Source organism: Candidatus Accumulibacter vicinus (genome assembly GCF_000584955.1).
GTDB lineage: Bacteria > Pseudomonadota > Gammaproteobacteria > Burkholderiales > Rhodocyclaceae > Accumulibacter > Accumulibacter vicinus.
Genome location: NZ_JDSS02000016.1, coordinates 64,842 through 69,300, shown reverse-complemented (window position 1 = coordinate 69,300; position 4,459 = coordinate 64,842). Strand labels below are relative to the sequence as shown.

Sequence of the window (4,459 nt, the reverse complement as noted above, 5' to 3'; positions counted from 1 at the left end):
CCGCCACAGCAGGAGGACGACAACGGCCACGATCGGCGCGCTGGCCACGGCAATGGCCAGATCGGAAGCACCTTCGCCGGCGCTAGTTTCGTGCGCGAGCCATGTCCAGGCGATCAACAGCCCGGTCAGGCCGCTCACGCGCAGGAGGTTGGCCGGGGTGATCACGGTCATTTCGTTCGTTGGCTGGCAATGTGCGCTGCCAGCGTGCGCAAGGACGAGAAGATGCGCACGTTGTCGTCGTTATCCGAACGCAACTGAAAACCATAGCGCTTCGAGACGACCAGCGCGACCTCAAGGACATCAATCGAATCCAGCCCGAGTCCTTCTCCGAACAGCGGCGCATCCGGTTCGATGTTCCCCGGATCGAGGTCCAGATTGAGCGCCGAGACGATCAGGTCGGCGACTTCCGCCAGGAGGGCTTCGGCTGTGAGGGGGCTGGTTTCTTGGGACATCACGTTTTTCCCGTGGAGTTATTGCGTGGCGGCGCGAAAGGCGAGCACCGCGTTGCTGCCGCCGAATGCGAAGGAATTCGAAAGCGCCGTACTGAGTGGCTGATCACGTCGGGTGACGCTGACATGGTCGACGCCAGCACATGCCGGATCGATCGTATCGAGGTGAGCCGTGGGTGGAATGGCCTGCTCGCGCAGGGAGAGAATGGTGACGATGGCCTCGATGGCTCCTGCGGCGCCGAGCAGATGACCGTGCATCGACTTCGTGCCGCTCACCGCGGGTCTCGTCCCGCCGTCGCCAAAGACCGTGCGGATCGCTTCGATTTCCACCGGGTCGCCTTCGATGGTTGCCGTTCCGTGCGCATTGATGTAGTCGACTTCCTGCGGGTTCAAGGCGGCATCGGCGAGCGCCGCGCGCAGCGCACGGATCTGGCCGTCGGCCTTCGGATGGACCAGATGCGCATGGTCGCAAGTGGTGCCATAACCGATGAGCTCACCGTGAATGCGTGCCCCGCGCCTGTGCGCATGCTCCCAGTCCTCGAGCACCAGCGCAGCACCGCCCTCGCCGAGCACGAGCCCGTCCCGGTCTTCACTGAAAGGCCGGCAGGCGATGGGGGCCGTCTTTTCGTCACCGCTGGCCAGTACGCGCAAGGCATCCCAGGCACGCGCCACGCCGTAGGCCTGCGGCACGTCCGAACCCCCGGTGAGCATGATCGGCGCCTCACCACTGCGCACCCGTCGGAAAGCCTCGCCGATGGCGATGCTCGAAGACGCACAGGCGACGGTATGGCTCATGCTGACGCCGCCCAGGCCAAGCTGGATCGAAATGTGGGCATTGGCCGCGTTATTCATGCCGAGAATGACGGAGAGCGGCGAAATCCGTTCGCGGCCCTTTTGCCACAGTTCCTTGTACCCCTTTTCGTAGGCCAGTGTGCCGCCCAGAGCCGTTCCCCAGGAGACGCCCCAGCGCTCGCGGCTTTCGGCGTTTTGCCGCCGGTCGAGGCCGGCGTCGTCCCAGGCCGCGAAAGCGGCAGCCATCCCCAACTGGGCGAAGCGGTCCATCGTCCCCGCCAGTGCCTTGCCAAGTATCGCGCTGGCCTGAAAACCGGGGCAGGTGACGAAAGGGATGGCCAATGCTCGCGGCACCTCGTCGAGACGGAGGAGGCGAACCGCCGATTCGCCGCTCAGAATGCGCTGGAAGAAGTCCGCAAGACTATCGCCAAACGGGCTGACCAGGCCCAACCCTGTGATGGCAACGCGACGCCGGCTCATGACTCAAGACTGATGTTCGCCGCGCAGCCGATCCATCAGGCCTGCCATTTCGCTGACGGTTCGCGGAGTCTTCAGATCTCTTGCCAGGGTGATGCCGAAGCGTTCCTCGAATTCGAACATCAGTTCGAGAACCATGAACGAATCGACCCCCAGGTCGTCCAGAAGCGCATCCGGAGTGATCTTCTCCGCTTCGACACCGAGTCGTTCTTGCAGGAATTCGCGTATCACTGAAAGGGAGTCCATAATTGTCCGATTCTATCCGATTGTCGCCCTCCCGCCAACGCTTTGCCACGGTAAATCTGTTCAACGCCAGCCGGGTTCCCTCTGAGGCAGTCGGTGGGCAAGGGCGGTTCAGGAAGTCGCCAGATCTTGTGATAGAGTCCTCCCCATGTCCCGCGTTGAATCTGCTGATCGTCCAGTCGCCGGCCCTGACGTGGCGCTGACCCAGCGCGTCCTGCTCTGGCTCGCGTATGTCGCCTTCGTCGTCTATGGCAGCCTGGTGCCACTGGATTTCCGTCTGCTGCCGTTTGATCAGGCCTGGGCGACCTTCAAGCAGTTACGCATGTTGCAACTCGGCGTCGAGAGCCGGGCCGACTGGATCGCCAATGGCGTGCTCTATGTTCCCGTAGGCTTTCTTAGCGTGGCCCTGTTTGGCTGGAACAAGGGTCTGCGGGCGCGCTTCCCCCTGATCGTCGGCACGGCGCTGTTCTGCTTTGCACTGGCGCTGGCGGTGGAATTTGCCCAGTTGTTCTTTCCCCCGCGAACGGTGTCACGCAACGACGTGATCGCCGAGGCCATCGGCAGTGTCGTGGGGATCGCGCTGGCCTTCCATTGGTCGGCGTGGTTTCGCAAAGTGCTTGCTGCCCTGACCGGGAACCTGGGCCAGCTAGCCAGCCGCGCGCTACAGGCCTACGCGGTGGCCTACCTGTTGTTCAGCCTGTTCCCCTTCGATTTCCTGCTGTCGAAAGCCGAACTGGCGGCCAAGGTGCAGTCCGATGCCTGGGGTTGGTTGTTTGCCGAACAGGGCACAGGCCGCGGCCCGGTCATTCTGATGGCCAAGTTAACGGCCGAGATGCTTGCCGTCCTTCCCCTGGGCCTCATGCTCGGCCGCTGGAACCTCGCCAGAGAGCGTTCTGCAACCCGTCATGCCGTGCTCTATGGCATCGTCCTGGGGCTGGCCATCGAAACGGCGCAGTTCTTCATTTTTTCGGGCTCCAGCCAGGGCGCCTCGCTGCTGACCCGCGCCATCGGCATGTATGGCGGCGCTCGTCTCTGGCAGGACCGGATTTCCCTCCATGATCTCCATCTCCAGCCCAGGAGCAGGAAGCTGGCCTTGCCACTCGGCCTGCTTTACCTGCTCGCGCTGGTGGCGGTAAACGGTTGGTTCGATCATGCCTGGCACGGCGCGGCGGTCGCCAGCCGTACGCTGGCCGAGGCCCGCTTCCTGCCATTCTATTATCATTACTACACCACCGAGCACGCGGCCCTGATCAGTCTGGTATCGGTGGCCTTGATGTACGCCCCGATCGGGGTGCTGGCCTGGCTGCGCTGGTGGTCGCCGGCCATGGCACTGTGGGTCGCCACCCTGGCTGCGACCGGCATCGAGTCGAGCAAACTCTTTCTTGCCCACCATCCGGACCCGACCAATCTCCTGATCGGTGCCATTGCGGCCTGGTCGGTGACCAAGCTTCTGCAAGGTCTGGAGCAGGCCTCGGCGGGAACCCGGCAGGCCGGCCTCACGGTCGTGGCCCGGCCTGGCAAGCGGGCGTCGGCGGACAGTGCCGGCCGCGATTCGAGGCGCACCTGCCTGGCCCTGACCACGATCCTGGCGGTGGCGGCCTGGATCGTCATCGATTTCCCTTTCTATCCCGGACTTCTCGCGCTGCTGCTCCTGTGCTATGCAGCACTGCTCTGGTTCCAGCCTGGCTTGCTCTGGGCAGCGATTCCGGCCGCCATCCCGCTGCTCGATCTGGCCCCCTGGAGCGGGCGTTATTACCTGGATGAATTCGATTTTCTGGTCATCGTCAGCCTGGCGGTCGGTTATGCCCGCATTCGGCCGGCGCCCAAGGGTTCCTGCCGCGATGTGCCGGGTCTGGCGGTGGCCTGCCTGCTGGCTTTGACCTTTACCGTCAGCACGCTGTACGCCGTGCTTCCGATGGCGCTGCCCGATATCAACAGCTTCTCCAGCTACTACAGCCCATTCAATGCCCTGCGCATTGCCAGAGGGGCGTTGTGGGCACTGCTGCTGTTCGCCCTGATGCACCGCTTCACCGCTGCGGGTCATGATGTTCGCCCGGTTTTTGCAGCCGGCATGGGGGTGGGACTCGCCGGGACAATCGCAGTGGTGATCTGGGAGCGCATGCTCTTTCCCGGACTTTTCAATTTCACCGACACCTACCGGGTCACCGGACCCTTTTCCCAGATGCATACCGGGGGTGCCGATATCGAAACGTATCTGACGGCTGCGCTGCCTTTTGCCTTGCTGCCCATGGTGCAGGCCCGTCCGCTCGCCGCACGGCTGGCCAGCGGATTGCTGCTGCTCGGCGCCAGCTATGCCATCATGGTGACCTTTTCACGGGCAGGGTATGCCGGCTTCGCTTTGGCCCTGATCATCGCCTGCCTGTTGATCCTGCCATGGCGCTGGCTGAACGCCGCGCGCAACACGGCCAGGGGCCCTGCGCCGACCCCCATGCCGGGCGAACCGGCGTTTGCTCCTGACTCCCGGCGATCCAGGGTCT

At 63.8% G+C, this 4,459-nt stretch carries 4 protein-coding genes; 1 reads left to right on the top strand and 3 read right to left on the bottom strand.

Annotated elements, in window-relative coordinates; all coding sequences use genetic code 11:
- Positions 1-167: 167 nt before the first annotated feature.
- Genes CAPSK01_RS04625 through CAPSK01_RS04615 form a run of 3 tightly spaced genes read right to left on the bottom strand, consistent with a single transcriptional unit; the run spans position 168 to position 1,964 of the window.
- The gene (locus CAPSK01_RS04625) at positions 168-452 is read right to left on the bottom strand and encodes a phosphopantetheine-binding protein (RefSeq protein WP_034923157.1); all 285 of its coding nucleotides are present in this window, start codon (positions 450-452) and stop codon (positions 168-170) included.
- A gap of 18 nt (positions 453-470) precedes the next feature.
- The gene (locus tag CAPSK01_RS04620; protein WP_034923155.1) at positions 471-1,721 is read right to left on the bottom strand and encodes a beta-ketoacyl-[acyl-carrier-protein] synthase family protein; all 1,251 of its coding nucleotides are present in this window, start codon (positions 1,719-1,721) and stop codon (positions 471-473) included.
- Between the two features lie 3 nt (positions 1,722-1,724).
- Positions 1,725-1,964 (bottom strand): phosphopantetheine-binding protein, encoded by a 240-nt coding sequence (locus tag CAPSK01_RS04615; RefSeq protein ID WP_034923153.1) that lies wholly within the window; start codon positions 1,962-1,964, stop codon positions 1,725-1,727.
- Positions 1,965-2,109: 145 nt separating this feature from the next.
- Here CAPSK01_RS04615 and CAPSK01_RS04610 point away from each other — a divergent pair.
- The coding region (locus tag CAPSK01_RS04610; protein ID WP_273703092.1) for a VanZ family protein at positions 2,110-4,459 on the top strand (2,350 nt) is incomplete at its 3' end.